Here is a 17,864-nt window from a genome sequence, read left to right as displayed (position 1 = left end):
TCTTGCAATACCGGCTGCAAAGGCGTTCTGGACGTCAAAAGATTGAATCAGTCGGGGTAAACACGTGGCAGTAGATCGCGCACAGATGATTGGCAACGTTCGCAGCACCCTGTCGGGGCTGCGCAACGGCAATCTCGGCATTCCGCTGTTGCTGCTGGTCATGCTCGCCATGGTCATGCTGCCGATCCCGCCGTTTCTGCTGGATGTGCTGTTTACCTTCAGCATCGCGCTGTCGATCGTTGTGTTGCTGGTGGCGATCTACGCACTGCGGCCGCTGGATTTCGCCGTGTTCCCTACCATCCTGCTGGCTGCGACGCTGCTGCGTCTGGCGCTGAACGTGGCCTCCACACGGGTGGTGCTTCTCAATGGCCAGGACGGTCACGACGCTGCGGGCAAGGTGATCCAGGCCTTCGGTGAGGTGGTGATCGGCGGCAACTACGTGGTCGGTATCGTGGTGTTCGCGATCCTGATGATCATCAACTTCGTGGTGGTCACCAAGGGCGCCGGGCGTATTTCCGAGGTGAGCGCACGCTTCACCCTGGACGCCATGCCCGGCAAGCAGATGGCCATCGACGCCGACCTCAATGCCGGCCTCATCGATCAGGTGGAAGCCAAGAAACGTCGCAGCGAAGTGGCTCAGGAAGCCGACTTCTATGGCTCCATGGACGGTGCCAGCAAGTTCGTGCGCGGCGACGCGGTTGCCGGCCTGCTGATCCTGTTCATCAACCTGATCGGCGGTATCGCCATCGGCATGCTGCAACATGGCCTGAGCTTCGCCGACGCCGGCCGCATCTACACGCTGCTGACCATCGGTGACGGCCTGGTCGCCCAGATCCCGTCGCTTCTGCTGTCCACCGCCGCGGCCATCATGGTGACCCGTGTCTCCAGCGCCGAAGACATGGGCGCCCAGGTCAACCGCCAGATGTTCGCCTCGCCGCGTGCGCTGGCTGTCTCCGCCGCCATCATGATTGCCATGGGCCTGGTGCCTGGCATGCCGCACATGTCGTTCATCAGCCTCGGGCTGGTGGCGGCTGGCGCGGCCTACTGGATCGCCAACAAGCAGCGCAAGGTCAAGGAAGCCGAAGTCATCGAAGTGCAGCGTCAGCAGGAACTGCTGCCAGCCCAGCGCGCCCAGGAAGTAAAGGAACTGGGCTGGGACGACGTAGTGCCAGTGGACATGGTCGGCCTGGAAGTAGGCTACCGACTGATCCCGCTGGTCGATCGCAATCAGGGTGGCCAGCTGTTGGCGCGCATCAAGGGCGTACGCAAGAAGCTTTCCCAGGAAATGGGCTTCCTGATGCCGTCGGTGCATATTCGCGACAACCTGGATCTGCAGCCCAACGCCTATCGCCTGACGCTGATGGGCGTCAGTGTCGCCGAAGCCGAGGTTTATCCGGATCGCGAGCTGGCGATCAACCCCGGTCAGGTGTTCGGCACCCTCAATGGGGTGGCCGCCAGAGATCCGGCGTTCGGCCTCGAAGCCGTGTGGATCGATCCGGGCCAGCGTGACCAGGCGCAATCGCTCGGCTACACCGTGGTGGACGCCAGTACCGTGGTGGCCACTCACCTCAATCAGATCCTGCACAAGCACGCCCACGAGCTGCTGGGCCACGAGGAGGTCCAGCAACTGATGCAATTACTGGCGAAAAGCTCGCCCAAGCTCGCCGAAGAGCTGGTGCCCGGGCTGATTTCCCTGTCGACCCTGCTCAAGGTGCTGCAGGCATTGCTGCAGGAACAAGTGCCGGTACGCGATATCCGCACCATTGCCGAGGCCATCGCCAACGTTGCGCCAAGGAGTCAAGATCCCGCCGCCATGGTCGCGGCAGTTCGCGTCGCGCTATCTCGCGCCATCGTGCAGAACATCGTGGGACTAGAGCCGGAGCTGCCTGTGATCACCCTTGAGCCAAGGTTGGAACAGATATTGCTAAACAGTCTTCAGAAGGCCGGTCAGGGCTCCGAGGATGGCATCCTCCTCGAACCTGGTATGGCCGAGAAGCTGCAGCGTTCCCTGGTGGAAGCAGCGCAGCGTCAGGAGATGCTTGGCAAGCCGGTGATTCTGCTGGCGGCTGGGCCGGTTCGGGGAATGCTCTCGCGTTTTGCCCGGTTGGCCGTCCCGAGCATGCATGTTCTGGCGTACCAGGAAATTCCGGACAACAAGCAGGTCACCATCGTTGCGACGGTGGGGCAGAACTAATCGAGGGTACGGGCCATGCAGGTCAAACGCTTTTTCGCTGCCGATATGCGCCAAGCCATGAAGCTGGTTCGCGATGAGCTGGGCGCCGATGCGACCATCATCGCCAACCGCCGTGTGGCCGGTGGCGTGGAATTGACGGCTGCACTCGATTATCAGGCCCCGCCTGTGCCAGCACGTCAGGCCAACCCGGCGCTGGAAGCCGAGTTGCGCAAGACCCAGTCGAAGATCGCCTCGGCCCACGCTGAGCTGAGCACCCGCAGCCAGCTCGATGCTGGCAAGGACCGTCAGCTGTTTGGCGCGGCAGCTGCCACGCCGCCTGCCGACAGCCTGGATGCCGTACTCAAGCGTCAACAGCAGAAGCCGGTTGCGGCGGCAGTCGATCAGTCGGCGCTGGATTCCATGCGCTCCGAGCTGCATGGCCTGCGTGAGCTGATCGAAATGCAGATGGGCTCGATGGCCTGGGGGCAGATGCAGAGCCGGCGCCCGCAGCAGGCCACACTGTGGCGCCGTCTGCAGCGTATGGGGGTACCAGCAGAGCTGTCGCGCGTGCTGCTCGAGCGGGTCGCCTCGATTGCCGATCAGCGCAAAGCCTGGCGCATGGTGCTGGCGCACCTTGCCCATTCGATTCAGACGCCCAAGCAGGAGCCGATGGAAGAGGGCGGCGTGATCGCGCTGGTCGGCCCCGCCGGCATGGGCAAGACCACCACCCTGGCCAAGCTGGCCGCGCGCTACGTTCTCAAGTATGGCGCGGCCAGCATCGCTCTGGTGAGCATGGACAGCTACCGTATCGGCGCTCAGGAACAGCTCAAGACCCTGGGCCGGATTCTTGGCGTCTCGGTGACCCAGGTCGATCCGGGTCAGTCGCTGACCCAGGCGCTTGCACCGCTGGCCCGCAAACGTGTGGTGCTAATCGATACCGCCGGGCTGCCCGCCAATGATCCGGCGCTGCGCATGCAGCTTGAGGCGCTGGCCAGCCGCGGCGTCAACGCACGCAATTACCTGGTGCTGGCCGCCACCAGCCAGGCGCAGGTTCTCAAGGCGGCCTATCACAGCTACAAGCGCTGTGGGCTGGCGGGCTGCATTCTGAGTAAACTGGATGAGGCTACCAGCATGGGTGAGGTATTGGGGCTGGCTATTGGCCATTGTCTGCCGGTAGCCTACCTGGCAGATGGCCCGCGCATCCCGGATGACGTACACGTGCCGCGCAGCCATCAGTTGGTCAGTCGCGCCGTTGGCCTGCAGGCTCCGGACGAGCCGAGCGAAGACACCATGGCCGATATGTTCGCAGGGCTCTATCAGAACCCTGCCAGACAGGCCGGTTGAACGGATTGAATACGGTGACGCGCTGGTCGTGCTCGCCGCGACAGCGCACAATGGCCCCAGGGCCCACAGTGAAGTCAGAATAAGGTGTGTAGATAACATGGGTATGCATCCCGTACAGGTGATCGCGGTGACTGGCGGCAAAGGCGGCGTTGGCAAGACCAATGTGTCGGTGAACTTGTCGCTGGCACTCGCCGACCTTGGTCGGCGCGTTATGCTCATGGACGCCGACCTGGGCCTTGCCAACGTGGACGTGCTGCTTGGTCTTACCGCCAAACGCACCCTGGCTGACGTGATCGACGGCGAGTGCGACCTGCGTGACGTGGTGCTGCAGGGGCCTGGCGGCATTCGTATCGTGCCCGCCGCCTCCGGTACTCAAGCGATGGTGCAGCTTACGCCCATGCAGCACGCCGGCCTGATCCAGGCCTTCAGCGACATCAGCGAGAACCTTGACGTGCTCATCGTCGATACCGCTGCCGGTATTGGTGATTCAGTGGTCAGCTTCGTGCGCGCGGCCCAAGAAGTGCTGGTGGTGGTGTGCGACGAACCGACTTCCATTACCGATGCCTACGCGCTGATCAAGCTGCTCAATCGCGACCACGGCATGAACCGTTTCCGGGTCCTTGCCAACATGGCGCACAGCCCCCAGGAAGGCCGCAATCTCTTTGCTAAGCTGACTAAAGTGACCGACCGTTTTCTGGATGTCGCGCTGCAATACGTGGGCGCGGTGCCGTACGACGAATCGGTTCGCAAGGCCGTACAGAAACAGCGTGCGGTGTATGAGGCGTTCCCTCGTTCGAAGTGCGCGCTGGCGTTCAAGGCGATTGCCCAGAAGGTCGATGCATGGCCCTTGCCGGCCAACCCGCGTGGCCATCTGGAGTTTTTCGTTGAGCGCCTGGTGCAACAACCGACTGCAGACACGGCTGTATGACGACAGCCTCTGGACTCCGAATGTACAGCAAGGCACAAGCACGAGATTCACAGCATCAGTTGATCGAGCGCCATGCGCCGCTGGTAAAACGCATTGCCTACCACCTGCTGGCCCGTCTGCCCGCCAACGTACAGGTCGACGACTTGATCCAGGCCGGCATGATCGGTCTGCTTGAGGCGTCGCGTAAGTACGATGCCGGCAAGGGCGCCAGTTTCGAGACCTTTGCCGGTATCCGCATCCGTGGGGCCATGCTCGATGAAGTGCGCAAGGGTGACTGGGCGCCGCGTTCGGTGCACCGAAACAGTCGCATGGTCAGTGATGCAATACGAAAAATTGAGGCCAGAACCGGTCGTGACGCTAAAGATCACGAGGTTGCTGCCGAACTCCAATTGAGTCTCGAAGATTACTACGGCATTCTTGGCGACACTTTGGGCAGCCGCCTGTTCAGTTTCGACGACCTTTTGCAGGAAGGCGAAAACGGCGGTCTGCAGGAAGACACGAGTTCCCTGCATCACGGGCCTTCGCATGAGCTGGAAGACAATCGTTTCCAGGCTGCATTGGCCGATGCCATCAGTAATCTGCCGGAACGTGAGCGGCTGGTGTTGTCGCTGTACTACGACGAGGAATTGAACCTCAAGGAAATCGGCGAGGTGCTGGGGGTGAGTGAATCGCGGGTCAGCCAACTGCATAGTCAGTGTGCCGCGCGCTTACGGGCGCGGTTGGGGGAGTGGCGCGCATAGGAATTTGTGCCGGGGCTGGAGTTGGTCGAGCCAGCCCTTGTGGTAAATGCAGCACAGCAGGGCGGGGCACACAGTGAACGCAGCAAAGCCGAGCGCAATGGTTTGCGGCGTTCAGCCAGGCCGGTTTCACGATTAATAAGCGCTGCACAAGGTGTAGGCGTTTTAGGACTGTACGGAGGTCGACTTGGACAAGAACATGAAAATCCTCATCGTCGATGATTTCTCGACGATGCGACGGATCATCAAGAACCTCTTGCGTGATCTGGGGTTCACCAACACGGCAGAGGCTGATGACGGGGTAACCGCGCTGCCGATGCTGCAGAGCGGCAATTTCGATTTTCTGGTAACCGACTGGAACATGCCGGGCATGACCGGTATCGATCTGCTGCGCGCCGTGCGCGCCGATGAGCGACTCAAGCAGTTGCCGGTGCTCATGGTGACGGCTGAAGCCAAGCGCGATCAGATCATCGAGGCCGCACAAGCCGGTGTGAATGGCTACGTAGTCAAGCCCTTCACCGCTCAGGTGCTCAAGGAAAAGATCGAAAAAATCTTCGAGCGAGTTAACGGCTGATGTCTGCCGCGAGGTTGTTATGGAACACGATGACTCCAACGAGGTTGACCTCGAGTCGACCCTGAAAAGCAATGCCCGCCAACTGGTCGACAGCCTCGAGCAAGGAAACTTTGGCGAAGCCGTACAGCTGATCAATGAATTGAACAAGGCGCGCGACCGGGGGCTTTACCTCGAAGTCGGCAAGCTCACCCGTGAGCTGCATAACGCTATCGTCAATTTTCAGCTCGATCCCCGGGTGCCTCACGCCAAGGAAATCTCGCAGATTTCCGACGCCACCGAGCGCCTGAACTACGTGGTGACCATGACCGAGCGTGCGGCCAATCGCACCATGGATCTGGTCGAGCAGAGCGCGCCGCTGGTCAATGACCTGAGTAGCGAAGCCGATTCGCTCGCCGAGGACTGGGGCCGCTTCATGCGCCGCGAGATGAGCGCCGAGGCGTTCCGTGAGCTCGCCAAGCGTATCGAGCTGTTTCTGTCGCGCAGCCAGCGCGACACCAGCAAATTGTCGGAGCATCTCAACGACATTCTGCTGGCGCAGGATTTCCAGGACCTGACCGGTCAGGTGATCAAGCGCGTTACGCAATTGGTGACCGAGGTCGAGAGCAATCTGCTGAAACTGGTGCTCATGGCCAGTCAGGTCGATCGCTTTGCTGGTATCGATCACAACCACGAACAGTTGCGTGCCGAGCAAAACAAAGAAAAAAATCCGTCCCGCGGTGAAGGTCCGCAGATTCATGCCGATAAGCGTGATGATGTCGCCTCTAACCAAGATGACGTCGACGATCTGCTGTCCAGTCTGGGTTTTTAGGAGCACGTCATATGAGCTTCGGCGCCGATGAAGAAATCCTCCAGGATTTCCTGGTAGAGGCCGGCGAAATTCTTGAGCAATTGTCCGAGCAGTTGGTGGAGTTGGAAAGCCGCCCGGACGATATGAATCTGCTCAATGCGATCTTTCGAGGGTTTCACACGGTAAAAGGTGGTGCCGGTTTCTTGCAGCTCAACGAGCTGGTCGAGTGCTGCCACATTGCCGAGAACGTGTTCGACATCCTGCGCAAAGGCGAGCGTCGTGTGGACGCCGAACTGATGGACGTGGTGCTCGAAGCACTGGACGCCGTCAACGGTATGTTCGCCGAAGTGCGCGAGCGCGTGGAGCTGACGCCAGCTTCGCCGGAGCTGCTGGCCGCGCTAGCGCGTCTGGCTGAGCCCGCTGGTGCCGAGTCTGCACCCGCAGCAGTCGAGGTCGCGGCTGAACCTGAACCGGTGGCTGCCGTGCCTGCGGAGCCCGAGGTGGCAGCGGCACAGCCTTCAGCAGATATCTCTGACAGCGAATTCGAACAATTGCTCGATGCACTGGGCGACGAAGCGCCGGCGCAGCCCGCCACGGCGGCTGACGAAATCACTGATGACGAATTCGAGTCGCTGCTCGATCAGTTGCACGGCAAGGGCCAGTTCAGTGCGCCTGCCGTGGAACCGGTGGCTGCAGCGCCTGCTGAGCCTGCCGCTGCCGCAACGCCTGGCGATGAGATCACCGATGATGAATTCGAAGCGCTGCTCGACCAGTTGCATGGTAAGGGCCAGTTCGCTGCGCCTGCCGTTGCGCCGGCGGCGGCACCGGTAGCCGCTTCCAGCGAACCGGCCTCGGCAGCGCCGGGCGATGAAATCACCGATGACGAATTCGAAGCGCTGCTCGATCAACTACATGGCAAGGGTCAGTTCGTCGCGCCTGCCGTAGCGCCGGCCGCGGCCGTTGCGCCTGCTGCAAAACCGGCTCCTGCCCCGGAACCTGCCAAAGCCGCTGCGCCGGCCGCCAAGGCCGAGCCGGCCAAGGTAGCACCTGCGCCTGCCGCCAAGTCGGAACCAAGCAAGCCAGCTCCCGCTGCCGTCAAGGCCGAAGCTAGCAAGTCGGCGCCTGCACCTGCGGCGGCTGCCGCACCGGCCAGCGAAGCGGAGACTACCGTTCGCGTCGACACTGCGCGCCTGGACGAGATCATGAATATGGTCGGCGAACTGGTGCTGGTGCGTAACCGCCTAGTGCGCCTGGGGCTCAACAGCGGCGACGAGGCCATGTCCAAGGCGGTGTCGAACCTCGACGTTGTCACGGCCGATTTGCAGACCTCGGTCATGAAGACCCGCATGCAGCCGATCAAGAAGGTCTTTGGGCGCTTCCCTCGCCTGGTTCGCGATCTGGCGCGTCAGCTCAAGAAAGAGATCAACCTGGAACTGGTTGGTGAAGAGACCGACCTGGACAAGAACCTCGTCGAGGCGCTGGCCGATCCGCTGGTGCACTTGGTGCGCAACGCCGTCGACCACGGGGTGGAAAGCCCTGACGAGCGTGAGGCAGCCGGCAAGTCGCGTACTGGGCGGGTAGTACTATCCGCTGAGCAGGAAGGCGACCACATCCTGCTGATGATCACCGATGACGGCAAGGGGATGGACGCCGAGATCCTGCGCAGCAAGGCCGTGGAAAAAGGCCTGCTGGACAAGGATGCCGCCGATCGGCTGAGCGATCTGGAGTGCTACAACCTGATCTTTGCGCCAGGCTTCTCGACCAAGACCGAGATTTCCGATGTCTCTGGTCGCGGCGTCGGCATGGACGTGGTGAAAACCAAGATTTCCCAGCTCAACGGCACGGTCAACGTGTTCTCCCAGAAGGGGCAGGGCTCGAAGATCGTCATCAAGGTGCCGCTGACCCTGGCGATCATGCCGACGCTGATGGTGATGCTCGGCAACCAGGCGTTCGCTTTCCCGCTGGTCAACGTCAACGAGATCTTCCACCTCGACCTGTCGCGCACCAACGTGGTCGACGGCCAGGAAGTCGTGATCGTTCGCGACAAGGCGCTACCGCTGTTCTACCTCAAGCGCTGGCTGGTGAGCAGTGCGGCTCATGAAGAGCAGGGCGAAGGGCATGTGGTGATTCTCACCGTGGGTAACCAGCGCATCGGCTTCGTGGTCGACCAGCTGGTCGGCCAGGAAGAGGTGGTGATCAAGCCGCTGGGCAAGATGCTCCAGGGCACGCCCGGCATGTCCGGCGCGACCATCACCGGTGATGGCCGCATCGCACTGATCCTCGATGTGCCCAGCATGCTCAAGCGCTACGCACGGCGTCTCTGATCGTCCGCGGCACGGCGACGGCCGTGCCGCTTAGGAGTGTTTATGGTTGTCAAGGTACTGGTAGTCGATGACTCCGGTTTTTTCCGCCGCAGGGTTTCGGAAATTCTCTCGTCGGACCCCAACATCACCGTGGTCGGTACGGCCACCAACGGACGTGAGGCCATCGATCAGGCCCTGGCACTGAAGCCGGACGTGATCACCATGGATTACGAGATGCCGCTCATGGACGGCATCACCTCCGTGCGCAACATCATGCAGCGCTGCCCCACGCCGGTTCTGATGTTTTCCTCGCTCACCCACGAAGGCGCCCGCGTCACCCTAGACGCGCTGGATGCCGGTGCGGTGGACTTTCTGCCGAAGAACTTCGAAGACATTTCGCGCAACCCCGAAAAGGTCAAGCAATTGCTGTGCGAGAAGGTCCATAGCATCTCGCGCAGCAACCGCCGGGGGATCGGCACGGCGTCCCTGACGCCGCCTGCCGGCGGAGGCCTGAGCCGACCTGCCAGCACGCCGAGCACGCCGGCTCCAGCTGCGCGCCCGCAGCCGAGCGTTAGCCATCCGCCGGCCGAGCGGCATGCCGCCTCGTCCAGCGCGGCGCCCAAGCGCAAGGCCTACAAGCTGGTAGCTATCGGCACCTCCACCGGCGGCCCGGTGGCCCTGCAGCGCGTGCTGACTCAACTGCCGGCCAACTTCCCGACGCCCATCGTGCTGATTCAGCACATGCCGGCCGCTTTTACCAAGGCTTTCGCCGAGCGTCTGGACAAGCTCTGCAAGATCAATGTCAAGGAAGCCGAGGATGGCGATATTCTGCGTCCCGGCCTGGCCATTCTGGCTCCCGGCGGCAAGCAGATGATGATCGACGGCCGCGGCACCATCCGCATCCTGCCCGGTGACGAGCGGTTGAACTACAAGCCGTGCGTGGATATCACCTTCGGCTCGGCGGCCAAGTCCTACAACGACAAGGTGCTGGCCGTGGTGCTGACCGGCATGGGCGCCGACGGGCGCGAAGGCGCGCGTTTGCTCAAGCAGGGCGGCAGTCAGGTCTGGGCTCAGGATGAAGCGAGCTGCGTGATCTACGGCATGCCCATGGCCATCGTGAAAGCCAACCTCGCCGACGCGGTGTATCCCCTGGATGATATCGGTCGCCATCTGGTCGAGGCCTGCCTCTGATGGATGTGCTGAGCCTGATCGGCGTCATTCTGGCGTTCGTCGCGATCCTTGGCGGCAACTTTCTGGAAGGCGGTCATGCCTCGGCACTGCTCAACGGCCCGGCGGCCCTGATCGTGATCGGCGGAACGCTGGGCGCGGCGCTTTTGCAGACGCCCGTGGCGGTGTTCAAGCGCGCCGTGAGCATCCTGCGCTGGATCTTCGTGCCGCCCAGGATCGACCTGGCAGGCGGCATTGATCGCGTAGTTAATTGGAGCATGACGGCGCGCAAGGAAGGCCTGCTCGGCCTGGAGGCGGTCGCCGATGGCGAATCCGATCCCTACGCGCGCAAGGGGCTGCAACTGCTGGTCGATGGCGCCGAGCCGGAAGCCATACGCAGCATTCTCGAAGTCGATCTTTATACCCAGGAAAGTCGCGATATCCAGGCTGCCAAGTTCTATGAGTGCATGGGTGGCTACGCACCGACCATCGGCATCATCGGTGCGGTCATGGGGCTGATCCACGTAATGGGTAACCTGGCTGACCCCAGCCTGTTGGGCAGCGGCATTGCCGTGGCGTTCGTCGCCACCATCTACGGTGTGGCCATCGCCAACCTCTTGCTGTTGCCCATCGGCAACAAGCTCAAGTCGGTCGCCATGCGCCAGTCGGCGTATCGGGAGATGCTCCTAGAAGGCATCCTGTCGATCGGGGAAGGCGAAAATCCACGGTCTATCGAGCTGAAGCTGCAAGGCTTCATGAGCTGATCATGGCCCGCCGACGCCGCCACGAAGAACACGAGAACCACGAACGTTGGCTGGTTTCCTACGCGGATTTCATCACCCTGCTGTTTGCCTTCTTCGTGGTCATGTATTCGATTTCATCGATCAACGAAGGCAAGTACAAGATTCTTTCGCAGACCCTGACCGGGGTTTTCAACCAGCCGGATCGCTCTATCAAGCCAATTCCGGTAGGCGACGAACGCCCTCGTACTACCGAACCAGATCGCTCGATGGTCGACGAGGAATCGTCGCAACAGCAGATCGCCGCCTCGACCCTGCAGAATATCGCCGACAGCATCCGAGATGCTTTTGGCGGTCTGTTGCAGAGCGATCAGCTCAAGGTGCGCGGTAATGAACTGTGGATCGAGATCGAACTGAGTTCCGGGCTGCTGTTTCCCAGTGGCGATGCGCTGCCCAATGACGAGGCCTTCGAGATCATCGAGAAGATCGCCAAGATCCTGGCGCCTTATGGCAACCCTATCCATGTCGAAGGGTTTACCGATAACCAGCCGATCAAGACGCCTCAGTATCCCACCAACTGGGAACTCTCGACGGCGCGGGCAGCGAGTATCGTGCGCATGCTGGCCATGGATGGGGTCGATCCGTCGCGATTGGCGGCGGTTGGCTACGGCGAGTTCCAACCGGTGGCCGACAACGCCACCGCCGAGGGGAGGGCGCGTAACCGCAGGGTAGTACTGGTGGTCTCGCGTAATCTGGATGTACGGCGTAGTGTGACGGGTACGGGAAGCGCCAACGCCCGGCAACGGTACCGTCAATTCCCCGTCGCCAGCTGGTCAAGCGGGCAATTAGTCTCGGTCGGGCCTGGCCTGTCCCCGGGAGGAAGAAAATTATGAGAGTGTGGGCGGTATCCAATCAGAAAGGCGGTGTGGGTAAAACCACGTCCAGCATCGCACTGGCAGGCCTGTTGGCGGATGCCGGCAAGCGCGTGGTGGTGGTCGACCTCGACCCCCACGGCTCGATGACCAGCTATTTCGGCCATGATCCGGACACTCTGGAAAACAGCAATTTCGACCTGTTCCAGCATCAGGGCAATGTGCCGGAAGGCCTGCCCAAGCAACTGCTGCTGCCCACCAGCCATGAACGTATTTCCCTGCTGCCATCGAGCACCGCGTTGGCCACGCTCGAGCGTCAGTCGCCAGGTCAGAGCGGCCTGGGCCTGGTAGTCGCCAAGAGCCTGGCGCAGTTGTGGCAGGACTTCGACTATGCAGTGATCGACAGCCCGCCGTTGCTCGGCGTGTTGATGGTCAACGCGCTGGCAGCCAGCCAGCATCTGGTAATTCCGGTGCAGACCGAGTTCCTCGCGGTCAAGGGCTTGGAGCGTATGGTCAACACGCTGACGATGATCAACCGCTCACGCAAGCAGGCGCTGCCGTACACCATCGTGCCGACGCTGTTCGACCGTCGTACTCAAGCCTCGCTGTCGACCCTGCGCCTGCTCAAGCACACCTATCCTGAGCAGCTCTGGCAGGCTTACATTCCCGTCGATACCCGGCTTCGTGATGCCAGTCGGGCAGGGCTCACGCCGTCGCAGTTCGACGCCAATAGTCGCGGCACCATTGCCTACCGCGCGCTGCTCAAGCATTTGCTGGCGCAGCAGCCTGCTTCCCAGGTGGCCTGATCATGCCGGCTGAATATTCTGCGCGAACCGGCTCAAGTCTGTGGCCCTTGCGGCCGATAGCCCATACAGAACTCTTCTGCAGGTTGCCTTCATGAGTCGTACCACTGCTACCGCAACTCGGCCCCAACTGGCGCTGCAGTCTTACCTCGACGGGCTGCTGCAGGATGCGGCCATCGAACTCGAGCAGACGATCGAGCACAGCCCTCTCGATGATTTCGAAGCGGCCGTGCTTGAGGAGCAGGTGCGTGACGCAAAGCTCGCGCCGCGCGCCGAAGCGCCCGCGCTGACCCTGGTGCAGCCTGCCGTCGCCGAAGTGGTGAGCGAGCCGGTTGCCGAAGTTGCCGCTCCGGTCACCGAGGCGCTTGCCCCGGCTATCGTCGAGCCGATTCCGATGCCGCCGGTGGTCGAGCCGATCGCCGACGTGAGTCGTCCTGCGCCACAGATTTTCTCGAGCCAGCCTGACGGCCGTCCTGATTGGGCCGAAGAGCCGTTCGAATGCCTGCTGTTCGATGTCGCCGGCCTGACCCTGGCGGTACCGCTGGTGTGTCTGGGCTCGATTTATCCGCTCGCCGGCCAGGAGCTGACACCTTTGTTTGGCCAACCGGACTGGTTTTTGGGCATACTGCCATCACAGGCCGGTAACCTGAAGGTGCTCGACACTGCCCGCTGGGTCATGCCCGATCGTTACCGGGATGATTTCAAGCAGGGCCTGCAGTACGTGATTTCCGTGCAGGGCTACGAGTGGGGGCTGGCGGTGCATCAGGTCAGCCGCTCGATTCGCCTGAACCCGGATGAAGTCAAATGGCGCAGCCAGCGTGCCCAGCGGCCCTGGCTGGCAGGTACCGTGATCGAACACATGTGTGCGTTGCTGGATGTCGCTGCCCTGGCTGAGCTGATCGCCAGCGGCGCCACCAAGCGCATGCACAACGGGCAGATACACTGATAACGTTCGCACGCGCGAAAGGGCGTGCGATCACTTGAATAGCGGGACTCCCGCGCACCGCAACGCGCGGTCAATGATGAGGCTAGGCCATGAAGAAAAGCTCTGCACAAGGCGCTGAAGATCCGATCCTGCAGTGGGTTACGTTCCGTCTGGACAACGAGACCTACGGCATCAATGTGATGCAGGTGCAGGAAGTGCTGCGTTACACCGAGATCGCCCCGGTACCGGGTGCGCCGAGCTACGTGTTGGGGATCATCAACCTGCGCGGCAACGTGGTTACCGTCATCGACACACGCCAGCGTTTCGGCCTGGATTCGTCTGATGTCACCGACAACACCCGTATCGTGATCATCGAGGCGGACAAGCAGGTGGTGGGCATTCTGGTCGACAGCGTCGCCGAAGTGGTTTACCTGCGTCAGTCCGAGGTGGAAACCGCGCCGAACGTGGGTAACGATGAGTCGGCCAAGTTCATCCAGGGCGTTTGCAACAAGAACGGCGAGCTGCTGATCCTGGTCGAACTGGACAAGATGATGACCGAGGAGGAGTGGTCGGAGCTGGAGAGCATCTGAGGTGCTTGAAGCTGCACTCATCGTTCTCGCTCTGGTCTGCGCCGGGTTGGTAGGCACCTGCGTCTGGCTTGCCGGACGTTTGCGCCTGGCCAGCCAGTTGCAGGCCGAGCGCGATGCCCAGCGTGACCAGCGCATCCGCGAGCTGGGCAAGCGCCTGGACACCTACCTGACCGGTAGCATCCGCATGGGCGAGGAGCTCCATGAGCTGCGTCGCACCGTGGCGCCACTGCCGGACAAGCTGACCCAGATCGAACAGCGCGACCCTACCAGCCTTTCCTTCACCCAGGCCGCACGCCTGGTCGGTATGGGCGCCAGTGCCGACGACCTGACCCAATCCTGTGGTCTCAGCAAGGCCGAGGCGGAATTGGTCGCCAAGCTCCATCAGGCGCGCCGCTCCTAAGCATTCGTTTTATCCCTTCGAGTCTCGCACCTGGGTATCGCTTCGCTCGACCCAGGCTACGTTTAGATCTCCAAATGTCCCGATATTCTGTCCAACGCAGTTCCTTGCGGGCCGCGTCCCGTACCCGTAGCCCAGGTTGAGCGAAGCGCTACTCAGGACAACAGCCGTCGGTTGGTGATCTAGCGCTTGCGGTTTTTACCAGTCGGCCCTTCGAGCATCAGCGGCCCATCGTTCGGCTTACCGCGCGGGTCGAAGCCGGCCGGGAATTTGCCTTTAAGATACCAGGCGAACGCGATGATTTCCGCGATGCAGCGGTACAGCTGCTCGGGGATTGCTTCACCCAGCTCCAGGCGCGCGAGCAGGCGGACCAATTCCGCATTTTCATAGATCGGTACATCGTGGGCGCGGGCGATGGCGAGTATGGCTTCGGCCAGCTCGTCGTCGCCCTTGGCGCTGAGGTTGGGGGCATTCTGGCCGTCGTAGGTGAGGGCGATGGCCTGGCGGGATGCTTTACTGCTCATGCGGTTTCATCCACCCAGCGTTGTTCCAGGGAGGTCTTCGGGCCCTGTGGCGGCGTGCCCTGACTGCAGACCAGGTCACCCACCGTCAGGCCCGCAGCCACCAGGCGTTCACGCAAATTGCCCAGTTCGCGATCGATCAGCCCGGCGGTGCTGGCTCGCTCGGCCCAGAGCTGGCTTGACAGGCTGCCATGGGCCAGCTGCGCCTGCACCTGCAGCGGCCCCAGCGGGTCCAGATCGAACGCCAGGTCGATACGCCATAACGCTTCCTTGGGATCCTGTTTGCCGGATGGTGCGGGTTCTTCGTGTTGGATCTTCACCTGTAGTGGCACCAGCTCGTGCTGATTGCGCATTGGCACCTCCGTCTGCCAGGTAGTCAGCAGCTGGCCTTCTGGGCCGACCTGGCTTTGCGAGAGGCTGGACAGCTGGTGCGTCTGCAGGCGCGAGATGGCCGCTGCTGCGAGCTTGAGCAGCGCTTCCAGGTCGGCCTCTTCATTCATCGACTGCAGTAGGCGGCTGGGCAGTGGAAAGCTCATGGCTTGCTGGCGGCCGCTGCTCTGGCCTATGTTGCCCAGCACGTTGCGGGCGAATGCCGGCAGGGCCTGAGTCATGGCAGTAGCCGAAGCGGTCGCCGCAGCCAACGGCGCAGCACCGGGCAGCAGTGGCAGCAGCTGGCTGACCAGGCGCAGCAGATTGGCCTTCATATCGGTGCCTAGGCCGCCGGTTTGGCCGGTCAGCAACTTGCTCTCCAGAAACAGCCCACTGTTTTCCAGCGCCTTCATCAGGCTCTTGCCATTGCTCAGTTGCTCGCCTGTTGGCAAGCCCGCGAGTAACTTGTCGATGCTGCCCTTCAGGCCATCGGGCAGACCGCCCTGGTCGCCCATGCCCTTGAGTGCTGCCATCAAGCCCTCCAGCGAACCCTGGCGGCTTTGCTGGTTGCCGAGTTGCTGCAGCAGCGCCAATTGGTCGAGGCGACCACTGAGTGGCAGGAAGGCCAGGGACTGATCGCCCTGCACGCGGGCGCTGAGCAGGCTGCCGGGTGGCAGATTGAGCGTGGTTTCCAGGCTAAGGGTTTTGCCGGCCAGCCCGGTATTGAGCAGGTTGACCAGCACCTTGAAGACGGTCGCCTGAGCGATTTGGGTGGGCAGCATTTCACGGGAAATCACCTTGCCCTGCAGCAGGGTGCCAACCGGCAATTGTTCGAGGTCGATGCTGGTCAGCGGCTTGTTACCGCCAGCTAGCACCGCAAGTGCGAGGCGCGTATCAGAGAGCGCAGTGACGGCCAGCGCCGTGCCCTGGGCGAGCGGCTGCGCGCTGCTTGCCTGCACCGTGGTCTGGCGGCCGCCATCCAGGTTCAGGCGCAGCATGAGCTGGAAGCTCTGCGCCACTTCCTTGGATGCAACCACTTCGGCCTTGGCGGTTTCTCCGGGCACCATCAGCCCGTCGAGGGGCTTGAGCAGTTTTACCGCCAGGTCCGCGGCGCTAACGGCCGGTCTGTTGGCGGCGGGTGGTGGCGCTATAGGGCGCGATCCACTGATCTCGGTCATTAAGTCTCATACTCTGGGCCCAATGCACGCTGCGGGTCAGCCTGATGGGCATGTATAATCGCGGCCATTGCGAACGTCCGCACCAGTATAGCGGCCACAATCGTCTCGACTTGAACCAGGTGCCCGCGTTGTGAGCAGTCCTTTTCTTGAAGCCACGGCGCTGTCCTGCGAACGGGACTGGCGCCTGCTGTTCGAGAATCTCGACATTAGGCTGGATGCTGGGCAGATGCTGCAAGTTTCAGGGCCCAACGGCAGCGGCAAGACCAGTTTGTTGCGGGTGCTTGCCGGCCTCAGAGCGCCCACCAGCGGCACCGTACGCCTGAACGGGCAACCGCTTGCCGAGCGCGGTGGCGACCTGGCCTGTGAGCTCTTGTGGATCGGCCATGCCGCCGGCATCAAGGGGCTGCTCAGTGCGGAAGAAAACCTTGCCTGGCTGTGCGCGTTGCATCGCCCCGCGAGCCGCGAGCAGATCTGGCAGGCTCTGGCCGCCGTCGGTCTGCGCGGGTTCGAAGATATTCCCTGTCATACGCTGTCTGCCGGTCAGCAACGCCGCGTGGCGCTAGCGCGGCTGTATCTGGACAGCCCACTGCTATGGATTCTCGACGAACCCTTTACTGCCTTGGACAAACAGGCGGTGAGCCAGCTCGAGGCGCACCTGGCGGCCCATTGCCGCAACGGCGGCCTGGTGATCCTCACCACTCACCATGCCATGAGCGGCATGCCGGATGGCTACCGTGAACTTGATCTGGGACAGCATGGCGCATGAATAGCGTATTTATGCTGCTGGTCGTGCGCGAGGCGCGGCTGTTGTGTCGCCGCCCTGCAGAGCTGGCCAATCCACTGGTGTTCTTCGCTATCGTCATCGCCCTGTTTCCGCTGGCCGTCGGCCCGCAAACGCAACTGCTGCAAAGCCTTTCGCCTGGCCTGGTGTGGGTTGCTGCGCTGTTGGCGGTGCTGCTTTCCCTCGATGGCCTGTTTCGCAGTGACTTTGAAGATGGGTCATTGGAGCAATGGGTGCTGTCGTCACACCCGTTGCCAATCCTGGTGCTCGCCAAGGTGGCGGCGCACTGGCTGTTCTCCGGCCTGGCGCTGGTGGTGCTGTCGCCGCTGTTGGCCCTGATGCTCGGCCTGCCGGCGCGCTGCCTGCCGGTGCTGCTGGCCTCACTGCTGCTGGGCACGCCGATCCTCAGTCTGCTCGGCGCCATTGGTGCAGCCCTGACCGTGGGCCTCAAACGCGGTGGGCTGTTGCTGGCGCTGCTGATTTTACCGCTGTACATCCCGGTGCTGGTTCTCGGCAGCGGGGCCTTGCAGGCGAGTCTGCAAGGTTTGCCGGTCGCCGGGCACCTGCTCTGGCTGGCCAGCCTCACCGCCCTGACGGTAACCCTGACACCCTTAGCCATTGCCGCCGGCCTGAAAATCAGCGTCAGCGAATGATTGAACCGTGTGACCAGGTCGG

General features: G+C 62.2%; 18 protein-coding genes. 16 read left to right on the top strand and 2 right to left on the bottom strand.

Going from position 1 to position 17,864, the window contains the following annotated elements:
- Positions 1-85 precede the first annotated feature (85 nt).
- The 14 genes from flhA (at position 86) to PVA39_RS12475 (ending at position 14,343) form a co-directional block, all read left to right on the top strand.
- Positions 86-2,194, top strand: a complete 2,109-nt coding sequence (flhA, locus tag PVA39_RS12540) for a flagellar biosynthesis protein FlhA (RefSeq protein ID WP_274124334.1) — start codon at positions 86-88, stop codon at positions 2,192-2,194.
- A 15-nt stretch (positions 2,195-2,209) separates the two neighbouring features.
- The gene (gene flhF, locus PVA39_RS12535; protein ID WP_274124333.1) at positions 2,210-3,517 is read left to right on the top strand and encodes a flagellar biosynthesis protein FlhF; all 1,308 of its coding nucleotides are present in this window, start codon (positions 2,210-2,212) and stop codon (positions 3,515-3,517) included.
- Positions 3,518-3,614: 97 nt separating this feature from the next.
- On the top strand, positions 3,615-4,445 hold the full coding sequence (fleN, locus tag PVA39_RS12530) for a flagellar synthesis regulator FleN (protein ID WP_178109916.1): 831 nt from the start codon (positions 3,615-3,617) through the stop codon (positions 4,443-4,445).
- Complete coding sequence (gene fliA, locus PVA39_RS12525) at positions 4,442-5,185, top strand: RNA polymerase sigma factor FliA (protein WP_013791047.1); 744 nt, start codon at positions 4,442-4,444, stop codon at positions 5,183-5,185. The genes fleN and fliA overlap by 4 nt, the downstream gene beginning before the upstream one ends.
- A 196-nt stretch (positions 5,186-5,381) precedes the next feature.
- Positions 5,382-5,756, top strand: a complete 375-nt coding sequence (locus tag PVA39_RS12520; RefSeq protein WP_013791048.1) for a chemotaxis response regulator CheY — start codon at positions 5,382-5,384, stop codon at positions 5,754-5,756.
- Positions 5,757-5,775: 19 nt separating this feature from the next.
- On the top strand, positions 5,776-6,564 hold the full coding sequence (locus PVA39_RS12515; protein WP_093503458.1) for a protein phosphatase CheZ: 789 nt from the start codon (positions 5,776-5,778) through the stop codon (positions 6,562-6,564).
- Positions 6,565-6,575: 11 nt separating this feature from the next.
- Positions 6,576-8,867, top strand: coding sequence for a chemotaxis protein CheA (locus PVA39_RS12510; protein WP_274124332.1), 2,292 nt, complete (start codon positions 6,576-6,578; stop codon positions 8,865-8,867).
- Positions 8,868-8,909: 42 nt separating this feature from the next.
- Positions 8,910-10,037, top strand: coding sequence for a protein-glutamate methylesterase/protein-glutamine glutaminase (locus tag PVA39_RS12505; protein ID WP_274124331.1), 1,128 nt, complete (start codon positions 8,910-8,912; stop codon positions 10,035-10,037).
- Positions 10,037-10,777, top strand: a complete 741-nt coding sequence (locus PVA39_RS12500; RefSeq protein WP_274124330.1) for a flagellar motor protein — start codon at positions 10,037-10,039, stop codon at positions 10,775-10,777. The genes PVA39_RS12505 and PVA39_RS12500 overlap by 1 nt, the downstream gene beginning before the upstream one ends.
- A gap of 2 nt (positions 10,778-10,779) precedes the next feature.
- Entirely contained in the window at positions 10,780-11,646 is an 867-nt protein-coding gene (motD, locus tag PVA39_RS12495) for a flagellar motor protein MotD (protein WP_274124329.1), read from the top strand.
- Complete coding sequence (locus PVA39_RS12490; protein ID WP_274124328.1) at positions 11,643-12,431, top strand: ParA family protein; 789 nt, start codon at positions 11,643-11,645, stop codon at positions 12,429-12,431. Before motD ends, PVA39_RS12490 begins: the two co-directional genes overlap by 4 nt.
- Positions 12,432-12,522: 91 nt before the next feature.
- Positions 12,523-13,374 carry a CheW domain-containing protein gene (locus PVA39_RS12485; RefSeq protein WP_147177682.1) on the top strand — a complete coding sequence of 284 codons (852 nt, stop codon included), beginning with the start codon at positions 12,523-12,525 and terminating at the stop codon, positions 13,372-13,374.
- Positions 13,375-13,463: 89 nt separating this feature from the next.
- The gene (locus PVA39_RS12480) at positions 13,464-13,943 is read left to right on the top strand and encodes a chemotaxis protein CheW (RefSeq protein WP_013791056.1); all 480 of its coding nucleotides are present in this window, start codon (positions 13,464-13,466) and stop codon (positions 13,941-13,943) included.
- A 1-nt stretch (position 13,944) separates the two neighbouring features.
- A complete protein-coding gene (locus PVA39_RS12475; RefSeq protein WP_027911376.1) occupies positions 13,945-14,343 on the top strand; it encodes a DUF2802 domain-containing protein in 399 nt (132 codons plus the stop codon).
- A gap of 179 nt (positions 14,344-14,522) precedes the next feature.
- On the opposite strand, the gene PVA39_RS12470 is transcribed toward PVA39_RS12475, so the two are convergent.
- Both PVA39_RS12470 and fliK read right to left on the bottom strand, forming a co-directional pair.
- Positions 14,523-14,864, bottom strand: a complete 342-nt coding sequence (locus PVA39_RS12470; RefSeq protein WP_093503472.1) for an EscU/YscU/HrcU family type III secretion system export apparatus switch protein — start codon at positions 14,862-14,864, stop codon at positions 14,523-14,525.
- The gene (gene fliK, locus PVA39_RS12465; protein WP_274124327.1) at positions 14,861-16,408 is read right to left on the bottom strand and encodes a flagellar hook-length control protein FliK; all 1,548 of its coding nucleotides are present in this window, start codon (positions 16,406-16,408) and stop codon (positions 14,861-14,863) included. The genes PVA39_RS12470 and fliK overlap by 4 nt, the downstream gene beginning before the upstream one ends.
- 130 nt (positions 16,409-16,538) lie before the next feature.
- Between fliK and ccmA the strand changes: the two genes are divergently transcribed.
- Complete coding sequence (gene ccmA / locus PVA39_RS12460; RefSeq protein WP_274124326.1) at positions 16,539-17,174, top strand: cytochrome c biogenesis heme-transporting ATPase CcmA; 636 nt, start codon at positions 16,539-16,541, stop codon at positions 17,172-17,174.
- Positions 17,171-17,842, top strand: a complete 672-nt coding sequence (gene ccmB / locus PVA39_RS12455; RefSeq protein ID WP_274124325.1) for a heme exporter protein CcmB — start codon at positions 17,171-17,173, stop codon at positions 17,840-17,842. Before ccmA ends, ccmB begins: the two co-directional genes overlap by 4 nt.
- Positions 17,843-17,864 lie beyond the last annotated feature (22 nt).

It is taken from the genome of Pseudomonas sp. CNPSo 3701, assembly GCF_028674975.1.
Classification (GTDB): Bacteria; Pseudomonadota; Gammaproteobacteria; order Pseudomonadales; family Pseudomonadaceae; genus Aquipseudomonas; species Aquipseudomonas straminea.
The sequence above is the reverse complement of the archived record's forward strand: the minus strand, read 5'-3'. Positions and strand labels throughout refer to the sequence as shown.

Coding starts and splice junctions, on each gene's coding strand:
- fleN (WP_178109916.1), top strand. CDS start 3,615: ATGGGTATGCATCCCGTACAGGTGATCGCGGTGACTGGCGGCAAAGGC.
- PVA39_RS12500 (WP_274124330.1), top strand. CDS start 10,037: ATGGATGTGCTGAGCCTGATCGGCGTCATTCTGGCGTTCGTCGCGATC.
- PVA39_RS12480 (WP_013791056.1), top strand. CDS start 13,464: ATGAAGAAAAGCTCTGCACAAGGCGCTGAAGATCCGATCCTGCAGTGG.
- PVA39_RS12515 (WP_093503458.1), top strand. CDS start 5,776: ATGGAACACGATGACTCCAACGAGGTTGACCTCGAGTCGACCCTGAAA.
- ccmB (WP_274124325.1), top strand. CDS start 17,171: ATGAATAGCGTATTTATGCTGCTGGTCGTGCGCGAGGCGCGGCTGTTG.
- flhF (WP_274124333.1), top strand. CDS start 2,210: ATGCAGGTCAAACGCTTTTTCGCTGCCGATATGCGCCAAGCCATGAAG.
- motD (WP_274124329.1), top strand. CDS start 10,780: ATGGCCCGCCGACGCCGCCACGAAGAACACGAGAACCACGAACGTTGG.
- PVA39_RS12505 (WP_274124331.1), top strand. CDS start 8,910: ATGGTTGTCAAGGTACTGGTAGTCGATGACTCCGGTTTTTTCCGCCGC.
- fliA (WP_013791047.1), top strand. CDS start 4,442: ATGACGACAGCCTCTGGACTCCGAATGTACAGCAAGGCACAAGCACGA.
- PVA39_RS12470 (WP_093503472.1), bottom strand. CDS start 14,864: ATGAGCAGTAAAGCATCCCGCCAGGCCATCGCCCTCACCTACGACGGC.
- PVA39_RS12490 (WP_274124328.1), top strand. CDS start 11,643: ATGAGAGTGTGGGCGGTATCCAATCAGAAAGGCGGTGTGGGTAAAACC.
- PVA39_RS12520 (WP_013791048.1), top strand. CDS start 5,382: ATGAAAATCCTCATCGTCGATGATTTCTCGACGATGCGACGGATCATC.
- fliK (WP_274124327.1), bottom strand. CDS start 16,408: ATGACCGAGATCAGTGGATCGCGCCCTATAGCGCCACCACCCGCCGCC.
- PVA39_RS12510 (WP_274124332.1), top strand. CDS start 6,576: ATGAGCTTCGGCGCCGATGAAGAAATCCTCCAGGATTTCCTGGTAGAG.
- PVA39_RS12485 (WP_147177682.1), top strand. CDS start 12,523: ATGAGTCGTACCACTGCTACCGCAACTCGGCCCCAACTGGCGCTGCAG.
- flhA (WP_274124334.1), top strand. CDS start 86: ATGATTGGCAACGTTCGCAGCACCCTGTCGGGGCTGCGCAACGGCAAT.